The organism is Microbacterium lacus (genome assembly GCF_039531105.1).
In the GTDB taxonomy this organism is placed as follows: Bacteria; Actinomycetota; Actinomycetes; order Actinomycetales; family Microbacteriaceae; genus Microbacterium; species Microbacterium lacus.
On sequence record NZ_BAAAPK010000001.1, the window covers coordinates 2497217 to 2519976 of the forward strand.

The 22760-nt window shown below is 71.5% G+C and carries 28 protein-coding genes; 10 read left to right on the forward strand and 18 right to left on the reverse strand.

Going from position 1 to position 22760, the window contains the following annotated elements; translation table 11 throughout:
- Nucleotides 1-8: 8 nt before the first annotated feature.
- Both ABD197_RS11920 and ABD197_RS11925 read right to left on the reverse strand, forming a co-directional pair.
- Nucleotides 9-218 carry a hypothetical protein gene (locus ABD197_RS11920; protein WP_344054792.1) on the reverse strand — a complete coding sequence of 70 codons (210 nt, stop codon included), beginning with the start codon at nt 216-218 and terminating at the stop codon, nt 9-11.
- On the reverse strand, nt 205-3897 hold the full coding sequence (locus tag ABD197_RS11925; RefSeq protein ID WP_344054794.1) for an AAA family ATPase: 3693 nt from the start codon (nt 3895-3897) through the stop codon (nt 205-207). Before ABD197_RS11925 ends, ABD197_RS11920 begins: the two co-directional genes overlap by 14 nt.
- Nucleotides 3898-4196: 299 nt before the next feature.
- On the opposite strand from ABD197_RS11925, the gene ABD197_RS11930 reads away from it, so the two are divergent.
- The gene (locus ABD197_RS11930) at nt 4197-4745 is read left to right on the forward strand and encodes a methylated-DNA--[protein]-cysteine S-methyltransferase (RefSeq protein ID WP_344054796.1); all 549 of its coding nucleotides are present in this window, start codon (nt 4197-4199) and stop codon (nt 4743-4745) included.
- Between the two features lie 61 nt (nt 4746-4806).
- On the opposite strand, the gene ABD197_RS11935 is transcribed toward ABD197_RS11930, so the two are convergent.
- The 3 genes from ABD197_RS11935 to ABD197_RS11945 form a co-directional block, all read right to left on the reverse strand.
- A complete protein-coding gene (locus ABD197_RS11935) occupies nt 4807-6432 on the reverse strand; it encodes a solute symporter family protein (protein WP_344054798.1) in 1626 nt (541 codons plus the stop codon).
- Nucleotides 6429-6779 carry a DUF485 domain-containing protein gene (locus ABD197_RS11940; RefSeq protein ID WP_344054800.1) on the reverse strand — a complete coding sequence of 117 codons (351 nt, stop codon included), beginning with the start codon at nt 6777-6779 and terminating at the stop codon, nt 6429-6431. The genes ABD197_RS11935 and ABD197_RS11940 overlap by 4 nt, the downstream gene beginning before the upstream one ends.
- Nucleotides 6780-6855: 76 nt before the next feature.
- Nucleotides 6856-8784, reverse strand: a complete 1929-nt coding sequence (locus tag ABD197_RS11945; protein ID WP_344054802.1) for an AMP-binding protein — start codon at nt 8782-8784, stop codon at nt 6856-6858.
- A gap of 116 nt (nt 8785-8900) precedes the next feature.
- On the opposite strand from ABD197_RS11945, the gene ABD197_RS11950 reads away from it, so the two are divergent.
- From ABD197_RS11950 to ABD197_RS11965, 4 genes are read left to right on the forward strand one after another with little or no spacing between them, the layout of a single operon-like run.
- Nucleotides 8901-9755 (forward strand): helix-turn-helix transcriptional regulator, encoded by an 855-nt coding sequence (locus ABD197_RS11950; protein WP_344054803.1) that lies wholly within the window; start codon nt 8901-8903, stop codon nt 9753-9755.
- 28 nt (nt 9756-9783) lie between these two features.
- Nucleotides 9784-10131 (forward strand): histone-like nucleoid-structuring protein Lsr2, encoded by a 348-nt coding sequence (locus tag ABD197_RS11955; RefSeq protein ID WP_344054805.1) that lies wholly within the window; start codon nt 9784-9786, stop codon nt 10129-10131.
- 50 nt (nt 10132-10181) lie between these two features.
- The gene (locus ABD197_RS11960; RefSeq protein ID WP_344054807.1) at nt 10182-11090 is read left to right on the forward strand and encodes a pseudouridine-5'-phosphate glycosidase; all 909 of its coding nucleotides are present in this window, start codon (nt 10182-10184) and stop codon (nt 11088-11090) included.
- Entirely contained in the window at nt 11083-11916 is an 834-nt protein-coding gene (locus ABD197_RS11965) for a carbohydrate kinase family protein (RefSeq protein ID WP_344054809.1), read from the forward strand. Before ABD197_RS11960 ends, ABD197_RS11965 begins: the two co-directional genes overlap by 8 nt.
- Here ABD197_RS11965 and ABD197_RS11970 read toward each other — a convergent pair.
- Together ABD197_RS11970 and ABD197_RS11975 are read right to left on the reverse strand one after the other, a co-directional pair.
- Nucleotides 11904-12752, reverse strand: coding sequence for a hypothetical protein (locus ABD197_RS11970; RefSeq protein ID WP_344054811.1), 849 nt, complete (start codon nt 12750-12752; stop codon nt 11904-11906). The genes ABD197_RS11965 and ABD197_RS11970 overlap by 13 nt on opposite strands.
- A 118-nt stretch (nt 12753-12870) precedes the next feature.
- Entirely contained in the window at nt 12871-13377 is a 507-nt protein-coding gene (locus tag ABD197_RS11975; RefSeq protein WP_344054813.1) for a flavodoxin family protein, read from the reverse strand.
- A gap of 82 nt (nt 13378-13459) precedes the next feature.
- Here ABD197_RS11975 and ABD197_RS11980 point away from each other — a divergent pair, with 82 nt between their 5' ends.
- Nucleotides 13460-13771 (forward strand): hypothetical protein, encoded by a 312-nt coding sequence (locus ABD197_RS11980; protein ID WP_344054815.1) that lies wholly within the window; start codon nt 13460-13462, stop codon nt 13769-13771.
- On the opposite strand, the gene ABD197_RS11985 is transcribed toward ABD197_RS11980, so the two are convergent.
- Nucleotides 13768-14256, reverse strand: coding sequence for a MarR family winged helix-turn-helix transcriptional regulator (locus tag ABD197_RS11985; RefSeq protein WP_344054817.1), 489 nt, complete (start codon nt 14254-14256; stop codon nt 13768-13770). The genes ABD197_RS11980 and ABD197_RS11985 overlap by 4 nt on opposite strands.
- 63 nt (nt 14257-14319) lie before the next feature.
- Nucleotides 14320-14832, reverse strand: coding sequence for a 2'-5' RNA ligase family protein (locus tag ABD197_RS11990; protein WP_344054819.1), 513 nt, complete (start codon nt 14830-14832; stop codon nt 14320-14322).
- A gap of 83 nt (nt 14833-14915) precedes the next feature.
- Here ABD197_RS11990 and ABD197_RS11995 point away from each other — a divergent pair, with 83 nt between their 5' ends.
- Nucleotides 14916-15281 carry a hypothetical protein gene (locus ABD197_RS11995; RefSeq protein ID WP_344054821.1) on the forward strand — a complete coding sequence of 122 codons (366 nt, stop codon included), beginning with the start codon at nt 14916-14918 and terminating at the stop codon, nt 15279-15281.
- A 19-nt stretch (nt 15282-15300) separates the two neighbouring features.
- Here ABD197_RS11995 and ABD197_RS12000 read toward each other — a convergent pair whose 3' ends face one another.
- Genes ABD197_RS12000 through ABD197_RS12020 form a run of 5 tightly spaced genes read right to left on the reverse strand, consistent with a single transcriptional unit; the run spans nt 15301 to nt 18625 of the window.
- Nucleotides 15301-16269, reverse strand: a complete 969-nt coding sequence (locus tag ABD197_RS12000) for a squalene cyclase (RefSeq protein WP_344054822.1) — start codon at nt 16267-16269, stop codon at nt 15301-15303.
- Nucleotides 16270-16304: 35 nt separating this feature from the next.
- Nucleotides 16305-17066 carry an ABC transporter permease gene (locus ABD197_RS12005; RefSeq protein ID WP_344054824.1) on the reverse strand — a complete coding sequence of 254 codons (762 nt, stop codon included), beginning with the start codon at nt 17064-17066 and terminating at the stop codon, nt 16305-16307.
- Complete coding sequence (locus ABD197_RS12010; protein ID WP_344055853.1) at nt 17063-17920, reverse strand: ABC transporter ATP-binding protein; 858 nt, start codon at nt 17918-17920, stop codon at nt 17063-17065. The genes ABD197_RS12005 and ABD197_RS12010 overlap by 4 nt, the downstream gene beginning before the upstream one ends.
- Nucleotides 17920-18294 (reverse strand): DUF1048 domain-containing protein, encoded by a 375-nt coding sequence (locus tag ABD197_RS12015; RefSeq protein ID WP_344054826.1) that lies wholly within the window; start codon nt 18292-18294, stop codon nt 17920-17922. The genes ABD197_RS12010 and ABD197_RS12015 overlap by 1 nt, the downstream gene beginning before the upstream one ends.
- 1 nt (nt 18295) lies before the next feature.
- On the reverse strand, nt 18296-18625 hold the full coding sequence (locus tag ABD197_RS12020; protein WP_344054829.1) for a PadR family transcriptional regulator: 330 nt from the start codon (nt 18623-18625) through the stop codon (nt 18296-18298).
- 145 nt (nt 18626-18770) lie between these two features.
- On the opposite strand from ABD197_RS12020, the gene ABD197_RS12025 reads away from it, so the two are divergent.
- Nucleotides 18771-19346: a flavin reductase family protein gene (locus ABD197_RS12025; protein ID WP_344054831.1), complete on the forward strand. Its 576-nt coding sequence runs from the start codon at nt 18771-18773 to the stop codon at nt 19344-19346.
- 34 nt (nt 19347-19380) lie between these two features.
- Complete coding sequence (pdxH, locus tag ABD197_RS12030) at nt 19381-20025, forward strand: pyridoxamine 5'-phosphate oxidase (protein ID WP_344054833.1); 645 nt, start codon at nt 19381-19383, stop codon at nt 20023-20025.
- Between the two features lie 6 nt (nt 20026-20031).
- Here the strand turns inward: pdxH and ABD197_RS12035 are convergent, their stop codons facing one another.
- Genes ABD197_RS12035 through ABD197_RS12045 form a run of 3 tightly spaced genes read right to left on the reverse strand, consistent with a single transcriptional unit; the run spans nt 20032 to nt 20971 of the window.
- Complete coding sequence (locus tag ABD197_RS12035; RefSeq protein WP_344054835.1) at nt 20032-20187, reverse strand: hypothetical protein; 156 nt, start codon at nt 20185-20187, stop codon at nt 20032-20034.
- A 9-nt stretch (nt 20188-20196) separates the two neighbouring features.
- Nucleotides 20197-20595 (reverse strand): MmcQ/YjbR family DNA-binding protein, encoded by a 399-nt coding sequence (locus ABD197_RS12040; protein ID WP_344054837.1) that lies wholly within the window; start codon nt 20593-20595, stop codon nt 20197-20199.
- Between the two features lie 40 nt (nt 20596-20635).
- Entirely contained in the window at nt 20636-20971 is a 336-nt protein-coding gene (locus tag ABD197_RS12045; RefSeq protein WP_344054839.1) for a phage baseplate assembly protein V, read from the reverse strand.
- 160 nt (nt 20972-21131) lie between these two features.
- Here ABD197_RS12045 and ABD197_RS12050 point away from each other — a divergent pair, with 160 nt between their 5' ends.
- Nucleotides 21132-21884: a hypothetical protein gene (locus ABD197_RS12050; protein WP_344054841.1), complete on the forward strand. Its 753-nt coding sequence runs from the start codon at nt 21132-21134 to the stop codon at nt 21882-21884.
- Between the two features lie 126 nt (nt 21885-22010).
- Here the strand turns inward: ABD197_RS12050 and ABD197_RS12055 are convergent, their stop codons facing one another.
- Nucleotides 22011-22748, reverse strand: a complete 738-nt coding sequence (locus tag ABD197_RS12055) for an SDR family NAD(P)-dependent oxidoreductase (protein ID WP_344054843.1) — start codon at nt 22746-22748, stop codon at nt 22011-22013.
- Nucleotides 22749-22760: the final 12 nt, after the last annotated feature.

A 22760-nucleotide genomic window follows, 5' to 3' on the forward strand; every position in this document is an offset into this window, starting at 1 on the left:
CCCTCGCGTCAGTAGTGCGGGGGCACGTCGCGGCGCAGGCGCTCGTCGTTCGGGCCCACGGCGCCGGGACCTGAGGCCTCGGGCGAAGCGGATGCCGAGCCCTCGGCATCCGCTTCGGTGGGCTCGTTCGTCGTCCCCGGTGCCGGTGTCAGCTTGGCGCGCCGGGATCCGGCGACCCGCTCGACGCGCTGGCGGGGAGGCTTCTCACTCGATGACATCGATCGGCTGCGTCTCGGTGTCGGCCGTGGGCGACTCCGGGGCGACGCCCAGCATCGCGGCGATCCGCGCCGCGACGCCGGCCGGATCGCTGTACAGGTCGAACGAGTGCACGCGCACGTAGTGCCAGCCGAGCCGGCGGAGGATCTGCGGGCGCAGACGCAGCGACTCCCGCAGCGACTCCCCGATCGTCTCGGGGTCGCTCTCGGCCACGACCGCGCGGCCGCCGTGCTGGGCCACGAGCGGCAGCAGCCCGCGGTAGTGCACGTCGACCGAGACCCCGAGCCGGCGGAGCTCACGGGCGAGGTTCCGGGTGAGCGGATCAGCGAGGTCCTCGAGGCGCTTCTCGCGCGCCCGCGCAGCGATCCCGCCCAGGATCGACATGAGGGTCGCGGCTCCGTGCTCGAGGCGCCCGTCGTCGAAGGCGGACGGGCGGATCGACGAGACGATCACCATCGAGCGTCGCGCGCGGGTCATGCCGACGGTGAGCAGCCGCTCGCCGTCGGGGGTGGACAGGTCGCCGAAGTCACTCAGGACCCGGCCGTGCTTGGTGAGCCCGAATCCGAGGGAGAAGATCACCCGGTCGCGGCTCTCGGCGACGGATTCCTCCAGCGTGAGCACCGAGAGCGGCTCGGCCGTGTCGCGCGAGACGAAGTCCGCGACATCGGAGCGCCCGGCGAAGGCCGCCTCGACCGCGGCGCGGACGCGTTCGGCGTGCTTCGCGCTCGCGGTGACGACCATGAGCGACTCGGACCCGCGATTGACCGCGTGCTCGATCACGAGCGTCACGACCCGCTGCACTTCGGCGTCGGGGCTCTCCACCGCGCCGCTGATCGGGTCGGGCGCTCCCGTTCCGCCCTCGACGTAGTCGACGCTCAGGCTTCCGCGTCCGAGGTAGGACCCCGCCCACGGGAACGAGATGAGCTCTCCCCCGTAGAACGCGTCGTTCACGAGCTCGGCGAGATCCTCGCCGCCGGCGCGGTAGCTGCGGGTGAGCGTCGCGACGGGCAACAGCTCGGCCAGACGCTCGAAGACGCTCGTGTCGTCGAACGGCTCTGCCGGTACGTCGTCCTCGGCCGGGATCCCGGAGGACACCCGGAACGGCGTCGGCTTCTGCGTCACCGGATCGCCGAAGACGACGACCTGACGGGCGCGGCGCAGCGCGGGTGCGGCTTCTGCCAGGCACACCGCTGCGGCATCCGCGATGATGACGACGTCGAACGCGAGCTCGAGGGGGATGCCGGGCACGTCGTACGGCGAGGCGAGCCACACCGGTGCGAGTGTGCGCAGGAGTGTGGGGGCGGCGGCGACGAGGTCGGCCGGGGTCGACGTGCCGTTCTTCAGCGCGGTCTTCAGGGCCGCGGCTTCGCCGGCTTCGTCGACGATCCCGATGCGCCACTGCGTGGCAAGCTGGGCGGCCAGGAGCGGACCGGATGCCGCGGCATGGGCCTCATCGACGAGCCGGAAGTCCCGCTCCAGACGATCCACGACGGATGTGTTCGCGCCGAGGAGCGCGCGGTCGCTGCGCAGCAGGTATTCCAGGGCCGACTGCCACCAGGCGAACTCGAGCTCGGCGCCCACGAGCTCTTCGGGCACGTGCCGGACGGACAGCTCCGCCAGGAGCGGCTCCAGCCCGAGTGACCGCAGTTCTCCGCGGAGCGTCGCGCGCTCGACGAGGTTGTCGAACACGTCGGACTCGGCGGCGAGCCCCGCGAGCGTGCGGACCAGCTGGGCGACGGGGAGCGCCGCGAGGCGGTCGGCGCCGTCGCGGCCGACGACGCCGTCCAGTTCCGCGAGATCGGCGTCCACCTTCTGCCACGCGACGTACACGTCGGCGAGTCCGAGTGGGACGGCGGGGATCACGCCCGCGTCGACGACACGCTGCCATTCGGTGCGCTGCTGCTGCACGCGCACAAGAGCTTCGTGCATGTCGATGATGTGCACGCCCGGGCGGACGTACTCGCGGGAGAGGTGGCGCAGGCGCCGGCGCTGCGGTCCGGTGAGCGAGGGGGCATCGCGGCGCGGACCGTGCGCCTGGATGAGCTCGCCGAGCGGCCGCTCGAACACCGTCGGGCTGAACTTGTCGAGCGAATCGCGGATGCCCTGCAGGAGCCGGAGGTACGCACCGAGCTCGCTCACGGTGCGGAACGGTCGCATGCGCGTCTGGGCGATGAGCTCGTAGCCGCGCTCGAGGATGTTCGGGACGTCCTGGTGATGCAGCTTTCCGGCCAGGGCGTGAGCGGCACGGGCGGCACCGGTCGTCGCGAACGACACCCCGTACCAGGGCGAGTCGTCGGGGCCGAATCGGAACTCCCCGAGCCGCGCGGCGGCCGCCAGCGCCGACGCGGCCTTCGTGCGGGCCGGGGCGAGGCGGGCGAGCACGTCGATGTCGAATCGTGCGGCGGCGGACGGCGTCGGGGTCTGGGCGGACAGCTCGGCGAGCCGGCGCAGGATGTCCAGCACCGAGACGCCCAGGTCGGGGTGGCGCGCGGTCACGGCGCCCCGATAGTCGCGCAGCACCCCGCGCAGGCGCACGAGCGCGTCGTCGATGTCGCCGACCTTGGGTGGTGTGGCCTTCTCGTTGCGCCCGATCGCCCGGATCAGGTCGCGCTGCAGATCGCGCGGAGAGACCGCGAGACCCGGGAGGCCGATGCCGGTGAGGCGGTGGCGGACGCCGTCCAGCGTGGAGCGGCGGGCGCTCACGACCAGCACGCGCTTGCCGTCGCGCACGAGCGCGCCGACCGCGTTGATGACGGTCTGCGTGCCGCCGGTTCCCGGAAGCGTGTGCACCGCCAGCGAGTGGCCGGCGGCGATGCGGGCGAGGACGCGCTCCTGCTCGGCATCCGCATCGAGAAGAAGGGTGTCCGAGGCCGGCGGACGATCGTCGGGATTGGTGAACGTCGGCTCGTCGCGACGGAGGGTGAGGGTCTCGCGGTCGTCGTGATGGCCCGCGAGGGCGTTGAGGACCGGGTGGTCCAGGTCCACGCAGTCGCGCGCCATCGCGGCGCCGACGTCGGCGAACGTCGAGACCACCAGGCGCGGGTGCACCGTGAACGAGTCGATCCCGGCGGCGAGCGCCCGGAGGTGGTCGATGACCGGCTGCGGCTTGAACACACCGCCGTCGTAAGCGAGCGCGGCGAGCGCGCGTCCGTCGACCTCGATGCCGAAGTGGGTGCGCAGCGCGCGCACGAGCTCGGGGTTCACGGTGAACGTGCCGTGCAGCTTGAGCTCGAAATCGGAGTGGTGCCGACGGATGCCGAGCGGACGCAGCAGCACGGGGGCGTGGCACTGCAGCCCGCCGATGTGCCACGAGGCGAGGCCGACGGCGAGGCTCACCGGCTCGATGCCGCGCGCGGTGCGCAGCTCGACGTTCTTCGCGGTGATGCGCTTCGCCGCGAGGCGCGCGTTGCGCAGGGCCACTTCGTCGCGGAAGAGGTTGGACAGCAGCGTCGAGCGCCCGGTGATGAACTGCGGCAGACTCCCCGGGTGGGCCTTCGTGATCTCGATTCCGCCGTCGCTCGCATCGTCGAAGTGCAGGAGCGTGGAGGGCCCGCCGAGTTCGCCGGCCAGGGCGCGGATGCGGTCCCGCTCGGGCTCGGCGATGTGCATGACGTTCACCCCCGGCTCCGAGAGTCCGAGGTCACCGGGGGTCACCGACGGCGCGTCGTCGTGTGCGCCCATGACGGCGCTGCCTTCTCCTCGCCACACACCGCCACACTAAGCGGCGGGCGCCCGCACGCCGGTGAGCCCGCGCGGGTGTCGTCGGATTGGACGACACGCCCGCTGATCAGGCCCGCTTCCGCTCCCCCTGCTCACCGCGAGAGGGCAGAAGTGATTGGTTCCCACGGCGTGTCGCCCTACAGATCTGCCCTCTCGCGAAAGAGCAGGGGGCTCCTCCCCAGGGGCGGAGCGCCGCAGGTTGTCCACGGAAGGGCACCACGGGCACGGGAGGTGAGGGTGGGAGCGGACAGGATGGGCGCATGACCGACGCGCCCATCCGCTTCCTCCTGCACCCCTCCCCCGTCGGCGACGTGCTGATCGCCGGCACCGACGCCGGCCTCGTGACGCTGCATCCACTGCGCGACCCGCTCGGCCAGGAGCAGGAGCGCCTCTCCCGCGCTCTGCACACCGTCCTCGAGCATGTCGACGATGACCCTCGACTCACCACCGCCGCGCGCCAGCTCGACGAGTACTTCGGCGGCGAGCGGCACGACTTCGACCTCGAGCTGGACTGGCGCCTGGTCCGCGGGTTCACGCGCGCCGCGCTCGAGGCCGTGCGCGGCATTCCGTACGGCGAGACCGCCGGCTACGGCGACGTCGCCGTGCTCGCCGGCAGCCCCCGGGCCGCGCGCGCGGTCGGCACCGCGTGCGCGACGACGCCGTTCTCGATCGTGGTGCCGGTGCACCGGGTCGTCCGCGCCGACGGGTCGCTCGGCGAGTACGGCGGGCACCCGGAGGTGAAGGAGTACCTCGTCGAGTTCGAGCGCGCGACGCTCGCGCGCGAGACCGGACGGGCCGCGGGCGAGTAGGCCGCCCGCGCGCCACGCGGCCCCGCGGATCGCAGATCCGCGGGGCCGCTGATCGGACCGCCTAGTGGTTCGTCGCCTTCTCGGCGCCGTAGCCGGTGAGCGAGCGCACATCCATCTCGGCCGCGCGACGCTTGTTCTCCGATCCGGGGTGCGAGAGGACAGAGCCCAGCCAGCCGAGGAAGAACCCGAGCGGGATCGACACGATGCCCGGGTTGTTCAGCGGCCAGATCGCGACGCCCGTGTTCTTGAACACGCTCGTCTCGGTGCCCCAGAAGACGGGCGACAGCAGGATCAGGATGATCGCCGCGGCGAGTCCCCCGTACATGCTCCACACCGCACCGCGCGTGGTGAAGCGACGCCAGAACAGCGAGTACAGGATCGTCGGCAGGTTCGCCGAGGCCGCCACGGCGAACGCGAGCGCGACGAGGAACGCGATGTTCTGCCCCTGCACGCCGATGCCGCCGACGATCGCCAGGATGCCGATGATGATCACGGTTCGCCGGGCGACCTTGACCTCGCCGTCGGCCGGGACGTTCCCCTTCTTGATGACATTCGCGTAGATGTCGTGCGCGAACGAGGCCGCCGCGGTGATCGTGAGGCCGGCGACGACCGCGAGGATCGTCGCGAACGCGACCGCCGAGATGAACCCGAGCAGGAACGGCCCGCCGAGCGCGAGCGCGAGCAGCGGCGCGGCCGAGTTGACGCCGCCGGGCGAGGCGAGGATCGTCTCGGGTCCGACGAGCGACGCCGCGCCGTAGCCGAGGACGAGCGTCAGCAGGTAGAAGATGCCGATGAGCCAGATCGCCCACACCACCGACCGTCGAGCCTCCTTGGCGGTGGGAACCGTGTAGAAGCGCATCAGCACGTGCGGGAGTCCCGCGGTGCCGAGCACGAGCGCGATCGCGAGGGAGATGAAGTCCCACGGGTTCTTGCCGTACTGCAGGCCCGGGCCGAGGATCGCGTCCTTCGGATCGGTGACGGATGCCGCCACCGCGCTCTCCAGCAGGGTGTTCAGGCTGAATCCGTTGATCGCGAGGACCCACACGGTCATCACGAGCGCCCCGCCGATCAGGAGGAACGCCTTGACGATCTGCACCCAGGTCGTGCCCTTCATCCCTCCGACGAGCACGTAGACGATCATCAGCAGACCCACGACCGCCACGACGATCGACTGTCCGAGCCGGTCGTTGATGCCCAGCAGGAGCGAGACGAGTCCGCCGGCCCCGGCCATCTGCGCGAGCAGGTAGAACAGGCACACGGCGAGCGTCGTGAGAGCGGCAGCCATGCGCACCGGGCCCTGCTTGAGCCGGAACGACAGCACGTCGGCCATCGTGAATTTGCCGGTGTTGCGCATGAGCTCGGCGACCAGCAGCAGCGCGACCAGCCACGCGACCAGGAACCCGATCGAGTAGAGGAACCCGTCGTAGCCGTTGATCGCGATCGCGCCCGTGATGCCGAGGAACGACGCGGCCGAGAGGTAGTCGCCCGAGATCGCGAACCCGTTCTGCGGGCCCGAGAACGAGCGGCCCGCCGCGTAGTAGTCCGCCGCGGTCTTGTTGTTGCGGCTGGCGCGGATCACGATGAACAGCGTCACCGCGACGAACGCCGCGAAGATCGAGATGTTCAGGATCGGGTTGTTCTCCACCGTGTCCACGGCGGTCTTCACGGCGGCGAAGACGTCGTTCATGCGCTCGCCTCCTGACGCTCGAGGTCCTCACGGATCTCGGCGGAGATCGGGTCGAGCCGGTGATTGGCGTACCAGACGTACCACATCGTGATCCCGAAGGTCGTGACGAACTGGCCGAGCCCGAGGACGAGGCCGACGGTGATGTCGCCGCTCACGCGCTGCGCCATGAACTCGGGCGCGAACGAGGAGAGCAGTACGTACGCGAAGTACCAGACCAGGAACGCGATCGACATCGGGAAGACGAATCCCCGGTGCTTGCGCTTGAGTTCCCGGAATCGCGGTGCCGATTCCTCGGCGAGGTAGTCGACGCCGCCCGGGGGGACGGTGTCGGTGGATGATTCGGACATGGTGAGGGCCTCCTTGCCTTCGTGGTGCCGTCTTCGTGTTTCTGCGGGGGGTCTCGTCTTGCGGTCTCGGCGGGGGTCAGGGGTGCACGACAGCGCCCCGGAGCGCCTGCTGCAGGTCGTCTAGGACCGTCGGGTCCTCGATCGTGGCGGGGATCTTGTACGGCTCGTCGTCGACGATCTGCCGCATGGTCTTGCGGAGGATCTTGCCCGAGCGGGTCTTGGGCAGCCGGTCGAGGACCGTGACGTCGCGGAAGGCGGCGACCGGACCGACGTGCTCGCGCACGAGGGCGACGAGTTCGCGCTCGAGGACGTCGTGCGCGATCGGGTGATGGGCCTTCAGCGTCACGAAACCGGCGGCGCGCTGACCCTTGAGCTCGTCGCGCACGCCGATCACGGCGCATTCGGCGACGGCGGGGTGCATCGTGAGGACCTCCTCGAGCGATCCGGTCGACAGCCTGTGCCCCGCGACGTTGATGACGTCATCGGTGCGGCCCATCACGAACACGTAGCCGTCCGCATCGATGTGCCCGGCATCCCCTGTCGCGTAGAACCCGGGGAACGCCGAGAGGTACGCCTCGCGGAAGCGGCCGGGACTCCCCCAGACGCCACGGAGCGTGCCCGGCGGCAGCGGCAGCCGGAGGGCGATGTTGCCCTCCGGGCTCGACCCGTCCGGTTCCGTGCCGGTGCGGTCCCGACCCTTTCCGTCGAGGATGCGGACGTCGTAGCCGGGCATCGGGACCGCGGTCGACCCCGCTTTGCCGGGCAATCTCTCGACACCGACGGGGTTCGCGCAGATCGGCCAGCCGGTCTCGGTCTGCCACCAGTGGTCCACGACCGGAACACCGAGCCCGTCGTTCGCCCAGTGCCAGGTCTCGGGGTCCAGGCGCTCGCCGGCGAGGAACAGGGTCTGCAGCGTGTCCAGCGCCCCGGCGGGGAGCTCCTCGAGATCGGGGTCGACGCGGCGGATCGCACGGAGGGCCGTCGGGGCGGTGAACATCGTCTTCACGCCGTACTCGGCCACGACGCGCCAGAACTCCCCGGCATCCGGCGTGCCGACCGGCTTGCCTTCGAAGAGCACCGTCGTCGCCCCGGCGAGCAGCGGTCCGTAGACGATGAACGAGTGCCCGACCACCCATCCCACATCGGATGCCGTGAACATCGTGTCGCCGGGGCCGATGTCGTAGATGTGGCGCATCGTCCAGGCGAGCGCGACCGCATAGCCGCCGGTGTCGCGCACGATGCCCTTCGGGGCGCCGGTCGTGCCGGAGGTGTGCAGGATGTACAGCGGATCGGACGACACGACGGGCACGGGCTCCGCCGGCTCCGCCCCCTCGGTCACGTCGTCCCAGTCGACGAACCGCACGTCCGCCACCGCGTCCGCCAGGTCCGCCGCCGATCCGGGCACCGCGGCGCGGTCGCGGACGACGACCGTCGAGACGATGCCGGGGGCGGCCTCCAGGGCCTTCCGCACGATCGGCAGATACTCCACGATCCGGCCCGGTTCGAGGCCGCCTGAGGCCGTGATCAGGACGGACGGGCGGGCGTCGGCGATCCGCATCGCGAGCTCGGTCGCGGCGAATCCGCCGAATACGACGGCGTGGATCGCGCCCAGACGGGCACACGCGAGCATCGCGATGACCGCTTCGGGCGTCATCGGCAGATACAGCAGCACGCGGTCGCCGCGTGTGACGCCGAGGTCGCGGAGGGCGCCGGCGAAGACGGCGACGCGATCCCGCAGCTCGGAGTACGTGTAGGCCTTGCGCGTCCCGGTCATCGCGGAGTGGTACCGCAGCGCGACGGACTCGCCGCGTCCGGCATCCACGTGGCGATCGAGGCAGTTCGCACTCATGTTGAGAGCGGCGTCGGGGAACCAGGTCCAGGACTCCTCGCCCTGCTCGATCACACGGGCGGGCTCGACACTCCACTGCACGGCGGATGCCGCCTCCCGCCAGAATCCGGCGGGGTCATCCAGGCTGCGACGCCACTGCGAGGCGTATCCGAGCATGAGGGTTTCTCCTTCGAAACGACGCTCCTTCGGCCATCGGGCCGACTTCGCCCCGGTGGTAGGGTCGACGCTACGAAAGCGGCGAGGACGCCGTCACCCCCGGAAGTAGGTAGTGCGTGGCAGCGCGGACCGGCCCCGACAGCGACGCCCAGCTCGTCGCGCGTGCGGTCGCGGACCTCGCCCGCCAGACGCAGTTCCCGTTCGCGTTCGGCGGTCTGGAGCGCGACGGCGCGGTCGAGGTGACCGCGACGGTCGGCACGCGGACCCGTCACCTGCAGGGCCTCGTGGTGCGTGCCGAACGCGGCCTCGGCGGGCGTGCGCTCGTGGAGAAACGGCCCCGGCTGGCGCTGGACTACCGCACGTCGCGCAACATCACGCACGACTACGACCGCGCGGTGCTGGGCGAGGGGGTCGCGACGCTCTTCGCGATCCCCGTCGTCGTGACCGGCGACGCGCGGGGTGTCCTGTACTGCGGGACGTGGGCGCAGTCCGCGGTGAACGACGTGATGGCCCGCCCCGCATTCGGCATCGCCGAGGCGCTGGCGAACGAACTGCGGGTGCGCGACGAGGTGGAGCGCCGCCTCGCGTTCGCGCCGGCGCCGGCGCCTGCTCCGGGCCTGGATGCCGCCGCCCGCGAAGAGCTGCGCGAAAGCTACGCCGAGCTGCGCAGCATCGCCGCGGCGGTCGCCGATCCGGACGTCCGTCAGCGCCTCGCCGCGCTCGAGCAGCGGCTCGCGGCGCTCTCGAGCGACGGGATCACCGGTCCCGCGCCGAGCGTCGCGCTGTCTCCGCGCGAGACCGACGTCCTCGCGCGCGTCGCGCTCGGCGCCACGAACGCCGAGATCGCCTCCGCGCTCGCGCTGAAGGAAGGGACCGTGAAGTCCTACCTGCAGTCGGCGATGGGAAAGCTCGAGGCCTCGACGCGGCATGCCGCGGTCATGAAGGCCCGGCGGGCGGGGATCCTCCCCTGAGGCCGGTTCAGCGCGTATCCTGCCCCTCATGGCCCGAAGAATTGTGCACCAGCTCGTCGACGACCTCGACGGCTCCCTCCTCGAGATCGGTGAAGGCGAGACAGTGCTGTTCTCGCTCGACGGCACCGCATACGAGATCGACCTGACCGACGAGAACGCCGCGGCGCTGCGCGCCGCTCTCGCCCCGTACGTCGCCGCCGGACGCTCGATCTCCTCCGCCCGCGGTGCGAGCGCGGCATCCTCCCGCCCGCGTCGCCGCTCCGGGCAACAGGATTACAGCGCGATCCGGGTGTGGGCGAAGGACAACGGATACCAGGTCTCGGAGCGGGGCCGGGTTCCGGCATCCGTCATCGAGGCGTACGAAGCCGCGCACTGAGAGCACGCGACGCGGCGCGTCGGGCCGACGCCCGGTGCGAGGATGAACGCATGTCCGCTCTCGTCGTCTCCGAAGAGGTCTCCGCCGCGCTCGAGCGCGGTGCCCCCGTCGTCGCGCTCGAATCCACGATCATCTCGCACGGTCTGCCGCGCCCGCGCAACCTCGCCGCCGCCGAGGAGTTCGAGACGATCCTGCGGGAGCGGGGCGTCACACCCGCGACGATCGCCGTGCTCGACGGCGTCGCGCACGTCGGGCTGCACGCGAGGGGCCTGCGGCGCATCGCCGAGGAGGATCTCGCGAAGGCGAGCGTGCGCGACCTGCCGATCATCCAGGCGCGCGGCGGCAGCGCGGCGACGACGGTCGCCGCGACGTCGCATCTGGCCGCGCTCGCCGGCATCCGCGTGTTCGCGACCGGCGGCCTCGGCGGCGTCCATCGCGGGGCGACCGACACGTTCGACGAGTCCGCGGACCTGGGCACGCTCGCGCAGACCCCGATCACGGTCGTGAGCGCGGGGGTGAAGTCCGTCCTGGACATCGCGGCGACGCTCGAACGCCTCGAGAGTCTGAGCGTCCCGGTGATCGGGTACGGCACCGACGTCTTCCCGAGTTTCTGGCTGCGTGAAAGCGCCTACACGCTGGACTGGCGCGTGGATGACGCCGCCGAGGTCGCCGCGATCATGCGGGCGCAGGACGCCCTCGGCAACCGGCAGGGCATCGTCGTGGCGAACCCCGTCCCGGCCGATCAGGCGTGGGATCCGGACGAGCACGACCGGGTGCTCGCGCAGGCGCTCGCCGAAGCGGATGCCGCACACATCACGGGCAAGGCGGTCACCCCGTTCCTGCTGCTGCGCATCGTCGAGCTCTCCGGGGGCCGGAGCCTCGAGGTCAACCTCGATCTCGCCCGGAACAACGTGCGCGTCGCCGGCGACATCGCCACGGCGTGGGCCGCACGTGGGTGACCGACCGCGTCTGCTCGTCGTCGGGGATGTGATCGACGACACGATCGTGATCCCCTCGGGTCCCATCCGCGCCGACACCGACACCGTCAGCACGATCCGGCAGGTGCCGGGCGGATCGGCCGCGAACACGGCGGCCTGGCTGGCGGCGCTCGGTGCGGACGTGTCGTTCGTCGGCGCCGTCCACCGGGCCGATGTGGACCGTCACCGGGCGGCCCTGCCCGGGGTCGACGCCCGGTTGCAGCCCTCCGACACGCCGACCGGGGCGATCATCGTGCTCGTCCAGGGATCCGAACGCGCGATGCTCACCGACCGCGGGGCCAATGCCGATCTCGACTTCGACGCGATCCCCGACGGCCTGATCGGCGATCACGTGCACCTGACGGGACACGCCATGGCGGCATCGGACGGCAGCGCGTTCGCGCGCTTCATCGGCCGCGCGAAGGATGCCGGCGCGACGGTGTCGGTGAGCCCCGGATCGGTCGCCTACATCGACGCGCTCGGCCCGGACCGATTCGCCGCGGTGATCGCCGGAGCCGACGTGCTCATCGCGAGCGCCGCCGAAGCCGAAGCTCTGGCGTTCGCGCCGCCGTCGGCGACCCTCGTGCTGACGCAGGGGGCGGACGGAGTGATCGTCGACGGCGCGCATGTCCCCGCGGTCACCGCCCCGGCCGCGGTGGACCCGACCGGCGCGGGCGACGCGTTCTGCGCGGGGTTCCTCGCGCGGTGGAGCGTGGACCGGGATGCGGTGGCCGCCGCGCGCGAGGGCGCCGCGGTCGCTGCCCGGGCGGTCGGGATGATCGGAGCGCGGCCCGCTCAGCCGAAGTAGTTGACCTTGAGCTCGTCCAGGGCGATCTGCACACCCTCATCGGGCGCCCACCGGATGACCATCCCCTGCCCGGGGGACATCGCGAGCGGGCGGTCCTCGGGGGCGATGTCGATGTAGGGCACGGTGACGTCCAGGAGGCCGGAGAGGAACCGGTCCTCGCGCTCGCAGCGCGAGAAGGTCTTCTCGATGCCTTCCAGCAGGAGGCAGCGCTGATCGGTGTGCGCCGCGCGGCCGAGCCAGACGGTCATGCCGTAGTACGAGCCGAGAGACTGCGACCACCGCAGCGCCCCCTCGATCGGGAAGGTCGGCGGAGCGGGCTGCGGCACATAGCGCGAGAGCGAACGGTCGAGCGGGATCTCCAGCAGAGTGCGCTCGGACGCGTCCTGTGCACGGAGGACGAGCTGCGGGCTCGGCGTCGGCGCGGCCGCCTCCGGGTCCGGGGGCGCCGTGCGGTCGAGCACGAGTCCGGCGACGATGAGGGCGCCGACGACGAGCACGGTCCCCACCACGATGTGCCGGCGGCGCGGTGGCCGTTCGGGTCCTTCCGTCCACCGATCCGGAGCATCTGGGCGGGACAGGAGGTCCTGCTCCCCCGGATCGGCGGCGTCCGCCGGATCGGCGGCGTCCGCTGGATCGGCGGCGTCCGGGGCGCGGGCGGCGGTGTCGGGCGCGGGGGGCGCGGCGGGCGCCGCTGCCAGGGCGGCTTCGCGCGCGCGGCGCACCTGCTCTTCGAGCTGCTCGAGCCGGGCGAGCGCGTCGGGGTCGGCGTGGATGTCGGCATCCGGAGCGTACGCACGACGACGCAGGGCCTGCAGCTCCGCGGCGTCCTCGTCCACACCCTCACGCTAGCCCGGTCACGCCCCCGCGCGGGCCGTCTCCCGCTGTTGCCGTGAAACGACATCTGCGCGTCGAGAGGGTGGGTGAACCCCATGGTCTCGCCGCGCAGTTGTCGTCTCAGCGGCTCGGGAGAGCAGCGACGAGCGAACGCGCCCACTCGACGGCGCGGCCGAGCTCGCCGTCGATGAGCGGCCCCTCGTATCCGTGCACCCGGAACGTCTTGGCCTTGATGCCCACGTCGAAGCCGAGCGTGCGCAGTTCGTGCCGCGCGGCTTTCGCGGCCGACCCCGGCAGGCGCGGCGCGTCCACCCGCGTGTCGAACGTCGCGGCCACCACTGGCCGATCCAGGTGCGGCAGCGCGGCGATCCACTCGCGGATGCCACGCTCCGGCGCCCGCGGAGCCCCGTGCTGCGCGACCGCGGCCTCCCGCGTGGAGGGCCTCGTCATCGAGAAGCCGTGCGTGGGACCTCCGACGACCACGAGGTCGGCATCCGCCACATCGGAGGGTGCGGACTCCGCCTCCACCACTTGCACCGACATCGTCCGGCCGAGCTCATCGGCCACCGTCTTCGCGATCCGCTCCGTGTTGCCCCACTGCGATTCGTACACCACCAGCACTCTCATCGTCTTCTCCTCCGGAACCCATGCCACACCCGCCGCCGCCCGGCGGCCAGAGCCGAAGGTCCTGCACCGCTAACCTCGAGCCATGGAGGACTGGGAAGAGGACGCGGCGGAAGCCCTCGAACGCCTGACGCATTCGCCGATGGCGGACGCGGTGCCCGGCACGATCCGCATCGTCTCGCTCTCGCAGCCGACCGGGCGCATGCGCTACCAGACGTGCGAGATGGACCTGATCCTGCAGGCACCGGGGATCGACGCCGAGCCGCTGCGGACCGAGGTCGTGCTGGATCGGCGGTACTGGCCGGACGCCGGCATGGTGCTGCGCGCGCGGATCTCGCAGCGGCAGCCGCGCATGATCGACGTGAACTGGGACGCTCTCGCGCGCGAGAAGCGCTAGCCCATCAGCGGGCGGAGCATCCGGGCGAGGGCGTCGATCTCGTCGTCCTTCAGCACGGCGAGCGCGCGGGCTTCACGGCGGATCAGCTCGGTCATCGCGGCATCCACCCGGACGATGCCCTCCTCCGTGATCCGCACGAGCACGCCGCGGCCGTCACGCGGGTTCGCCTGTCGCTCGACGTAACCGCGGTCGACCAGGTGCGTCAGGCGGTTCGTCATCGCCGCACTGCCGATCATCGTGCGCTGGATCAGCTGCGCGGGGCTCAACTCGTGCGGCTCGTCGGCCCGGCGGAGCGCCGCCAGCACGTCGAACTCCCACGACGCCAGGCCCGCGGTCGCGAACGCGCCCGCGCGGATGCGCCCGAGCCGGATCGAGACGCGCCGCAGTCGCGACATCACCTCGAGGGGGGTCACATCGACGTCGGGGAGCCGCCGCGCCCACGCATCGATGAGCACATCCACCTCGTCCGGGCCCTGTTCCTCCACACCACGACGCTATCGACACCTGCGCGAACCGGGGTCGCGGCGACGCGGTCCGTCGCGAATCGCTCAGCGCAGCACGGTGATCGTGGCGGATGCCGCATCCCACCGCCGCAGCGTGGTGCCGGTCCCGGCGATCGGCGGCCCGATCAGCGCGAGGGCGTCCGGGAGGGCGTCCAGTCGGAGCCGGCGCGCCAGACTCACGTGCGGTGTCCAGTCCGCCGCCGCGGTGTGCGGCAGGTCCTCTCCGGATCCCGCGGCGGTGTGCACCGCCGTGTGCAGGGCGCGGAGTTCGTCGCTCGGCTCGACGCGCCAGGCCAGCACGCCGCGGTCGCCGTGGGCGAAGACGACGGGTTCGGCGAGCGTGACCGAGACCGGGAGCGTCGCCGCCGCGAGCGCGAAGGCGGCGCGGGGGACGTCGAGGGTCGGCCGGGCGAGCAGCGTGAGGTGCGGGCGATTGCTCGGGGACGTGTGCGCTCCGAGGCTCGACATGCCGGCATCCGCGAGCGCCCGCCAATCGGCCTGGACGCGCGCGTCGGTCGCGTCATCGAGCACGAGCTCGATGCTCACCACGTCGGCCATGCCGCTCCTCCCGAGCCCTCCCGATGTCGGAGGCGCGGGAGTAGCCTGGCACCCTCGGCCGGAGAAAGGGAATCCCGACCGAGATGGCCGACTGGCACCCGATCCTCGCCGCGGTGGAGGGCCCCACCGGAACGTGGCGGCTCGTCGACCCGCAGGGTCGGGAGTACGGGCGGGTCGAGTTGCGCCGCGTGCGGACGCGGCGAGCGGATGCCGCTCCCCCGGCGTCCGATGCGGTCATCCCGCAGCCGGAGGACGTGGCGCGCTACCGCGCGGTGTGGGGCGACGAGCTCCTCGGCTGGGCGACGACGCTGCGTCACGCGTGCGAGAGGGTGCACGGTGCATACGTGCGCGCGCACGGTCCGGTCCCCTTCGCGGGGTACCCCGATCTGCGCCCGCGGGGTGCCGAGGTCGACGAGTTCGCGGCGCGCCGCCACCGCGGATCCCGGTGACCGTCATCCGCACTGAGCCTCAGGTCGCGGCATCCCACCATTCGAGGACCCGCGTCGCCTGCAGCGTGAGCCATCGCGACGGCTCCCCCTCGGGCACATCCACGTCGAACCAGGTGCGTCCGGCGAGCGGGGTCGTCTGCAGCCATCGCCCGTCGGGCGTGCGGGCGGCGCGGACGACCTCGATCGCCTCCGCGAGCCGCGCGTCGGGTGGTGTGCCCTCGTGGAGAGACACCTCGCGGAAGTGATCGAGCGCCGCGAGCGCGCTGTACCGGTGCCGGTTCGGGGACACGAAGCGATGCACGAACTCGCCCACGGACTCCCCGGTGCTCGCCCGGAACATCAGCCGCCGCGAGAGCAGGTACTCCTCACCGCCGTGGCGGGATTCGCGCAGACCCGTGTCGCCGGTGAGCTTCTCGTAGGCGAGCATTCCGCGCACCGCGTTGAGGGTCGAGTGGAACGACGAGCGCACCGAGTCGCCCTCTTCGGCCTCGCAGTTCCAGCCCCCGTCTTCGAGTCGGTGCGCGGGGAACCACGCGGCGAGCTGCGACACGTCGGCCCCGAGCCACGCGCCGGCCGCCAGCGTGTACGAGTTGATGCACACGTCCACCTCGCCACCCCAGTACGGCAGGTCGTCGTACTCCCACCGCGAGTTCGCGGCGAGCTTCTCGGCGGAGCCGGCGAGCTCCGACGCGTCCACCCCCCACTCGCGCAGGTCCTTGAGGACCCAGGTCGTCGCGACCCACGGCTGCCCGGGTTCTTGAGCCTCCGGACTGTCGAAGAAGCCCGCGGGGAAGAACGCGCCGCCCGCCCACTGCCCGTCGGCGCCCTGTTCGGCCAGCAGTCGGGCGCCGAACCCCTCCGACGCGACGCGCGCTCGCGTCGCCTCCCAGACCGCGGGGTCGGCCCCGGCGAGATCGCGCTCGACCTGCCAGCGGAGGGCGGGGTCGGAGTCGAGGAGCCAGTCGAGTGTGCGCGCGTCAGTCACCATGGCCGCACGATAGCCCTCATCGCCGACACCCGGTCTCAGCGCAGCCGCCGGCGGTACACCGCCATCGCGATGAGGTACGCGGCGATCAGGATGCCGACGCACCAGGCCAGTGCCACCCAGATCTCGCTCCCGACCGGCTGCCCGGCGAACAGCGCGCGCAGCGTGTTGACGATCGGGGTGACCGGCTGGTTCTCGGCGAACCACGCCACCGGTCCGGGCATCGACGCGGTGGGCACGAACGCCGAGCTCAGGAACGGCAGGAAGATCAGCGGGTACGAGAACGCGCTCGCCCCGTCGACCGTCTTCGCGGAGAGCCCCGCGATCACCGCGAGCCAGGTGATGGCCAGCGTGAACAGGATCAGGATGCCGATCGCGGCGAGCCACGCGAGAGGACCGGCCCCGGTGCGGAAGCCGACCGCGAAGCCCACGCCGATGACGACCGCGAGCGAGACGAGGTTCGCGACGAGCGAGGTGAGCACGTGCGCCCACAGCGCGCTCGAGCGCGCGATGGGCATCGACTGGAAGCGCTCGAAGATGCCGCCCTGCAGATCCATGAAAAGGCGGTAGGCGGTGTAGGCGATGCCGGACGCGATCGTGATGAGCAGGATGCCGGGCAGCATGTAGTCGATATAGGACGCGGCGCCGGTGTCGATCGCCCCTCCGAAGACGAAGACGAACAAGAGCATGATCGCGACGGGCGTGACCGCGGTCGTGATGATCGTGTCAGGGCTGCGCAGGATGTGGCGGAGCGACCGCCCGGTGAGGGTCGCCGTGTCGGCGGCGAAGTGGGCGCTCATCGCCCTTCCTCCGACTCGTGGTGAAAGCGCGGGGATGAATCAGCACCTCGGGCCTGGTTGGCGTCGCTGGAGGCCGGAATCTCCCCGGGCTCTGACACCCCTGCCTGGTCACCGACGATCGCGAGGAAGATCTCCTCGAGCGTCGGCTGCTTCCGGACATACTCGACCTGCGGTGGCGGCAGGAGGGCGGTCAGTTCGGCGAGCGTGCCGTCGACGATGATGCGCCCCTCGTGGAGGATCGCGATGCGGTCGGCCAGGTGCTCGGCCTCGTCGAGATACTGCGTCGTCAGCAGCACCGTGGTCCCCGCGTCCGCCAGCCGGCGAACGGTCTGCCACACCTCGATCCGCGCCTGCGGATCCAGGCCCGTCGTCGGCTCGTCCAGGAAGATCACCGGAGGATCGCCGATCAAGCTCATCGCGATGTCGAGGCGGCGGCGCATGCCGCCGGAGTACGTGCCGGCGCGCCGGTGCGCGGCATCCGTCAGCGCGAAGCGCTCCACCAGATCGTCGGCGACCGCGCCCGGCGAGCCGACGTGCCGGAGACGTCCCACGAGGACGAGGTTCTCGCGTCCGGTGAGCATCTCGTCGACAGCGGCGAACTGGCCGGTCAGGCTGATCGCCTCGCGAACGCGGGCGGGCTGCTCCGCCACGTCGATGCCGTCCACCTCGATCACTCCGGCATCCGCCCCCAGCAGCGTCGCGAGGATGCGGATGATGGTCGTCTTGCCGGCGCCGTTCGATCCGAGCAGGGCGAACACGCTGCCCCGCGCGACCTCGAAGTCCACACTCCGCAGGACCGCCACATCTGCAAAGGACTTCTGCAGTCCGTGGACCCGGATGGCGGCATCCGCGATCACGGCTCTTCCTCCGCTTCGATCCGCCGGATGGTCTCGGTCAGGCGCGCCCGCTCCTTGTCGATCCACCGCTTGCCGGTGTACGCGGCCGCGAAGGCGTCGGCGAACTCCACCGGATCCTCGCCGACGATCGCGGTGACCGGCGTCTGATCGGCGGCCGCCCGCTCCCACAGATCGGCGAAGTCGTGCAGCATCGTCATCATGACGGCCGGGTCGCCGTCCACGATGCCGCCGTTGTACATGAAGTAGCGCTCGAACGACGCGGCCGCCGTCTGGTACGGCTCGGGAAGCGCCTTCACACGCGCTCGGTACCGCCGCCATTCCTTCTTGTCATCGAGCGATCCGGTGATCACCTCGAACCACTTGGCAGCCATGTCACACCTCTCTGTCGCGGAGCCGGTCGATACGGGTCTGGAGGAAGCTCCATGTCTTCCAGAACTCGGTGAGCTGAGCGCGTCCGTTCGCGTTCAGCGAGTAGACCTTTCGGGGCGGTCCCTTCTCGGAGGGGACTTTCTCGACGTCGACGAACCCGCGCTGCTCGATGCGGATCAGCAGGGCGTAGACCGTCCCCTCGACGAGGTCGGTGAAGCCCTCGTCGCGGAGTCGCGCCGTGATCTCGTAGCCGTATGCGGGCCGATCGGCGAGCACCGCGAGCACGATGCCTTCGAGCGTGCCCTTGAGCATCTCGGTCATCTGACTGGCCATGCCGTCCCACCTACCCTGTGTCGCTGACTACCGGTACAAAGTAACACTGAGTACCGGTACTACGCAACACTGAGTACCGGCGCGTGTGTCAGTGTGTTTCACGCCCGCACGCCGCAGGCCTCGGGAGTGAATTAGCGTCGAAGACATGACCGGTTCCGCGGCCAGCCGCCCCCACGATCCCGACCACGCTCCCGCACGGAGCCTGGGCGCGTCGGCCACGGCCGACGAGTTCAAGGCCCTCTTCCGCGGTCACCCGGGCGGCATCGCCGTGATCACCGCGTTCGGCGAGCACGGGCCGGTGGCGCTCACCGCGTCCTCCGTGTCGTCGGTGAGCGCGGACCCGCCTCTGCTCATCTTCTCGGTGTCGGCGATCTCGTCGGCGACGCCCGCGATCGCCGCGGCGGAGTCGATCGTCGTTCACCTGCTCGACGCGGACGACATCGACGTCGCGCGGCTCGGCGCGCAGAGCGGGGTCGACCGCTTCGCCGATGCGACCGCCTGGACGCGGCTGGCCACCGGCGAGCCGGTCTTCCACGGCGTGCGGGCGTGGGCGCGCTGCGCGATCGTGAGCCGGATGGATGCCGGGAGCTCCACCGTCATCGCCGCTCAGGCCCTGCAGATCAACATCGAGCGCGACGTCGAGCCCGGGCATCACGGCAACGCCCTGGTGTACCACAACCGCCAGTGGCACCGCCTGGGCGAGCACTCCCGCCTGGACTGATCCTCCGCCCCCGACGCGGGGCTATCGTCTTCGTGTGACCGATCCCGCCCTGCACCGCCACACCGACTACGGCGCCGAGAGCCTCGATGAGAGCGACGTCGGATCCGACCCGATCGAGCAGTTCGAGTCGTGGCTCCTCGAGGCCGCGGACCGCGGCGTCTACGAGCCGAACGCGATGGTCGTCGGCACGATCGGCGAAGACGGCACTCCCTCCAGCCGCACCGTGCTGCTGCGGGCGGTGGATGCCGAGGGCTTCGTCTTCTACACCGACCGGTCCTCGCGCAAGGGCCGTGCCCTCGCGGCGCACCCGGTCGCGACCCTGCTCTTCCCCTGGTACACGCTGCACCGCCAGGTGATCGTCACGGGCGAGGTCTCGCGCGTGGACGATGCCGAATCCGACGCCTACTGGGCGACGCGCCCGCACGGGTCGCGCCTCGCGGGGACGGCGAGCGCGCAGTCGCAGCCGATCTCCTCGCGCACGGAGCTCGAGGCGCGCGTAGCCGCGCTGGAGGAGCAGTATCCGGAGGGTGCTGACGTCCCCCGCCCCGAGCGGTGGGGCGGCTACCGGGTGCGCCCGTCGCGCGTGGAGTTCTGGCAAGGCCGCAGCTCGCGCCTGCACGACCGGATCGTCTTCACCCGGCGTCAGGACGGCTGGGACGTGGAGCGGCTCCAGCCCTGAGCGGCTTCAGGGTCGGCCGTCATCCACCCACCGTGAGTGCGCCTTCAGTGCGCTGAGCACCGCGCCGCGGATGAGGAAGTACGCGCCGACCACGGCCCCGGCGATCAGGAGCCCGTAGATGACGAGGATGATCAGGTGCCAGCCCGCGAGTCCGGAGAACATCCGTCCACCCTATGACGGGCCGGGCTCGGCCTCGTCGAACGCCCGCCGCAGATACCGCGGTGCCTCCGCGCGCCACGCGTCTATCACGAGCTCGCGCAGGTGCTCATCATCGATCGCCCCGAGGCGGAACGCCACCTTGGGCTCGCACCACGCCGTGGTCGTGCGCAGGAAGACCTCTGGCGCCATCTCCACCAATGCGAGCGCGTCGACGCGGTCCGCGACCTTCACGGCGACGACCGGCTCGGAGGCGATGATCGCCCGCATGTCCGCGGGGATGCTGGGCCACGGGTGAACCTCCCAGGCGAACGGCCGGTTGCGCACGAACCACGATGCGCCGCTCGTGCGCTCGCGCTCCTCGACACCGGGCAGTCCCGCGACGGCACGACGGATGTGCTCGATCGTCGCCATGACCCCACGGTACGACCGGCCGCCGACACCGCGGCGGCGGTCACCGATACGGGTTCGCGGTCTCGCCGCCGTCGGCATCCGCGGTCCCGGCGAAATGCCCTCGATCCCACGCGTCGCCGAGCGCCTCGAGGTCGCGCGCGAGCGCGTCGCGGCGGGCCGGACGACCGGTGAGACCGAGGATCACCGGGCGCGCGGGCTCATCGCCCTCGAAGTCGACCCACACCTCCGCCCCCTCCGCAGGGTCGTGCGCGCCGAACGCCGCGAGAGGGAACACCCGCGCCGCCCACACGTCGACACCCGTGCCGAGCCGCACCTGAACCCGGTCGCCGCCCTCCGGGTCCGTCGTCGACACCACAATTGCGCGCTGGATCGCCATGCGGACACGCTAGCGCGGCCGGTCTCGAGGACCGCGCGTGCACAACTCCTCAGATTCGCGGCGAAATCGGCCCGTGAGGTGCCTTTCGATCCGCCGACGCAAACGGAACTGAGGAGTTGTGCACGCCGCAGCCGGAAGAGCGCCGTGCAAGACTGAGCCGATGCTCCCCCGCATCGCCGCCCTCCTCGCCTGCGCGCTGTTCCTGACCGGGTGCAGCCTCCTCGGCGCCGCGCCGTCGCCTGTGACGACCTACACCGACGCCACCGGCGAGAGCGTGACCGTGGACTGGGCGGACTACCCCGCCGCATCCTGGATCGACGGCGAGCTGCTGCTCGAGGCCCCCGACGAGAAGGAGCTCGAGCCGACCGCGCGCGGTCTGGTCGCCGCGGTGAACGACGCGATCGCCGAAGCCACCGGCATCCGTCTTGAGCCGCTGCGTTCCGAGTCGACGTGGTTCGACGAAGACAACTCCTACCCGCAGCAGGGCAACGGCTACGGGGGCGAGTCGATGCTGACGACGATCAACTGCTGCGAGCTTCAGGCCGACCGGGTGCCGCCGCAGGGCGAATGGCAGGCCGTCGTGGATGCCGCGTCCCGCGCCGCAGCCGAGTTCGGGCTCGGGCCGCTCCGGTTCGACGAGATCGACGGGGACTGCAACGGTCGAGAAGGGTGCTGGCTGTGGAGCGCGACCGCCACGGATGGCGTGCAGTGGCTGGCCCTGTCGATCAGTGACGCGGAGCGGGATCCGAGCGGCCAGGCGCAGATGGACGTCGAGCAGTTCGGCTGGCCGCCGCGCACGGTGTCGATCAGCTACGGCGCCACGGTCGTGCGCGCGGGCGCGAAGGTCGGGTTCGCCGAAGCGATGCAGCCGTTCGTCGGGCTCGAGCGGCCGGCCGCGACCACGTCCGATTGACGACCGGCGATCAGCGGAGCACCTCGGTGCGCACAACTCCTGCATTCGGCAGCTGAGACACGGCCGGACGGGCCGATTCGGCCCATTCCGCGACGGATTGCGGGAGTTGTGAACAGCGACCCGCGCCTAGGGCAACCGCAGGCCGGCCATCCCGCCGTCCACTGCGAGCAGTGTGCCGGTCGTCGAGGACGACAGCGGCGAAGCGAGGTACACGATCGCGTGCGCGACCTCCGCCGCGCTCACCAACCGCCCCATGGGCTGACGCGCACGCAGAGCGGATGCCGCCGCCTCGCGATCATCCGCGGCGTCCAGCAGCCGCCCCACCCAGGGAGTGTCCGCCGTGCCCGGAGTGACCGCGTTCACCCGGATGCCCTCGCGGACGTGATCAGCGGCCATCGCCAGCGTCAGCGCCGACACCGCACCCTTGCTCGCGGAGTACAGCGCCCGGTTGGGCACGCCGACGGTCGCGACAACCGACGAGGTGTTGACGACCGCCGCGCGAGCGGAGCGTCGCAGATGCGGCAGCGCCGCGCGGGTCACACGCGCGATCCCGACGACGTTGACATCGAGCACCCGGTGCCACTCGTCGTCGTCGTTCGCCGACACGTCGCCGGCCGCGCCGATGCCCGCATTGTTGATCACGATGTCCAGGCCCCCGAAGTGCGCGGCGACCGCGTCCACCGCGATACCGACCTGCCGCGCGTCGGTCACGTCCGCCTCGACCGCGAAGTGGCGCACGCCGGCGACGTCGCGGTCCAGCACCGCGACGCGCGCGCCGCGCTCGGCGAGCAGCGCCGCGACGGCCTCCCCGATGCCGCTCGCACCGCCCGTGACGACCACGATCGCCCCGTCGAATTCACTCATGGCCAGTCCTCC

Bases quoted from the DNA above. Each gene is read 5' to 3' on its own strand.
- ABD197_RS11920 (WP_344054792.1), bottom strand. From the start codon at position 218: ATGTCATCGAGTGAGAAGCCTCCCCGCCAGCGCGTCGAGCGGGTCGCC.
- ABD197_RS11925 (WP_344054794.1), bottom strand. From the start codon at position 3,897: ATGGGCGCACACGACGACGCGCCGTCGGTGACCCCCGGTGACCTCGGA.
- ABD197_RS11930 (WP_344054796.1), top strand. From the start codon at position 4,197: ATGACCGACGCGCCCATCCGCTTCCTCCTGCACCCCTCCCCCGTCGGC.
- ABD197_RS11935 (WP_344054798.1), bottom strand. From the start codon at position 6,432: ATGAACGACGTCTTCGCCGCCGTGAAGACCGCCGTGGACACGGTGGAG.
- ABD197_RS11940 (WP_344054800.1), bottom strand. From the start codon at position 6,779: ATGTCCGAATCATCCACCGACACCGTCCCCCCGGGCGGCGTCGACTAC.
- ABD197_RS11945 (WP_344054802.1), bottom strand. From the start codon at position 8,784: ATGCTCGGATACGCCTCGCAGTGGCGTCGCAGCCTGGATGACCCCGCC.
- ABD197_RS11955 (WP_344054805.1), top strand. From the start codon at position 9,784: ATGGCCCGAAGAATTGTGCACCAGCTCGTCGACGACCTCGACGGCTCC.
- ABD197_RS11960 (WP_344054807.1), top strand. From the start codon at position 10,182: ATGTCCGCTCTCGTCGTCTCCGAAGAGGTCTCCGCCGCGCTCGAGCGC.
- ABD197_RS11975 (WP_344054813.1), bottom strand. From the start codon at position 13,377: ATGAGAGTGCTGGTGGTGTACGAATCGCAGTGGGGCAACACGGAGCGG.
- ABD197_RS11980 (WP_344054815.1), top strand. From the start codon at position 13,460: ATGGAGGACTGGGAAGAGGACGCGGCGGAAGCCCTCGAACGCCTGACG.
- ABD197_RS11990 (WP_344054819.1), bottom strand. From the start codon at position 14,832: ATGGCCGACGTGGTGAGCATCGAGCTCGTGCTCGATGACGCGACCGAC.
- ABD197_RS11995 (WP_344054821.1), top strand. From the start codon at position 14,916: ATGGCCGACTGGCACCCGATCCTCGCCGCGGTGGAGGGCCCCACCGGA.
- ABD197_RS12000 (WP_344054822.1), bottom strand. From the start codon at position 16,269: ATGGTGACTGACGCGCGCACACTCGACTGGCTCCTCGACTCCGACCCC.
- ABD197_RS12005 (WP_344054824.1), bottom strand. From the start codon at position 17,066: ATGAGCGCCCACTTCGCCGCCGACACGGCGACCCTCACCGGGCGGTCG.
- ABD197_RS12015 (WP_344054826.1), bottom strand. From the start codon at position 18,294: ATGGCTGCCAAGTGGTTCGAGGTGATCACCGGATCGCTCGATGACAAG.
- ABD197_RS12020 (WP_344054829.1), bottom strand. From the start codon at position 18,625: ATGGCCAGTCAGATGACCGAGATGCTCAAGGGCACGCTCGAAGGCATC.
- ABD197_RS12025 (WP_344054831.1), top strand. From the start codon at position 18,771: ATGACCGGTTCCGCGGCCAGCCGCCCCCACGATCCCGACCACGCTCCC.
- ABD197_RS12035 (WP_344054835.1), bottom strand. From the start codon at position 20,187: ATGTTCTCCGGACTCGCGGGCTGGCACCTGATCATCCTCGTCATCTAC.
- ABD197_RS12040 (WP_344054837.1), bottom strand. From the start codon at position 20,595: ATGGCGACGATCGAGCACATCCGTCGTGCCGTCGCGGGACTGCCCGGT.
- ABD197_RS12045 (WP_344054839.1), bottom strand. From the start codon at position 20,971: ATGGCGATCCAGCGCGCAATTGTGGTGTCGACGACGGACCCGGAGGGC.
- ABD197_RS12050 (WP_344054841.1), top strand. From the start codon at position 21,132: ATGCTCCCCCGCATCGCCGCCCTCCTCGCCTGCGCGCTGTTCCTGACC.
- ABD197_RS12055 (WP_344054843.1), bottom strand. From the start codon at position 22,748: ATGAGTGAATTCGACGGGGCGATCGTGGTCGTCACGGGCGGTGCGAGC.